Source organism: Cognatundibacterium luofuense (genome assembly GCF_018139685.1).
Taxonomy (GTDB): Bacteria; Pseudomonadota; Gammaproteobacteria; order Burkholderiales; family Burkholderiaceae_D; genus Undibacterium; species Undibacterium luofuense.
This window is the reverse complement of record NZ_JAGSPN010000343.1, coordinates 1-350: the sequence shown is the minus strand read 5'-3', so window position 1 is coordinate 350 and position 350 is coordinate 1. Positions and strand designations below refer to the sequence as shown.

General features: G+C 54.0%; 1 pseudogene. It reads left to right on the top strand.

Annotated elements, in window-relative coordinates:
• Nucleotides 1–190: pseudogene (locus tag KDM89_RS20705) on the top strand (biotin--[acetyl-CoA-carboxylase] ligase); the annotation flags it as partial.
• Nucleotides 191–350: the final 160 nt, after the last annotated feature.

Below are 350 nucleotides of genomic sequence, written 5' to 3'. Positions count from 1 at the left end.
AGAGCGCTGGAATGCAATGCATGCGTATGCAAATCAGCCGGTACAGATCATGGAGGCAGAGCAGATCCTACAGCAAGGTATTGCGCTGGGTGTGGATACTCAGGGTTGTCTGTTATTGCAAACCCAGGCCGGCATCAGGACTATCGTTGCGGGTGATGTCTCTTTGCGGCAGGCTGGCAGTCACGTCTAAAGAAGGATGAATATGTTGTTATTGATCGATGCGGGCAATACCCGCGTCAAATGGGCCATGCACCCTCGTCAGCCAGCCCTTGCAAGGCAGACTGCACCACAATGGAGTCAACTGGCTTCCGTTGCGCATGCAGATATCGCACAACTCAGCGCTGACTGGC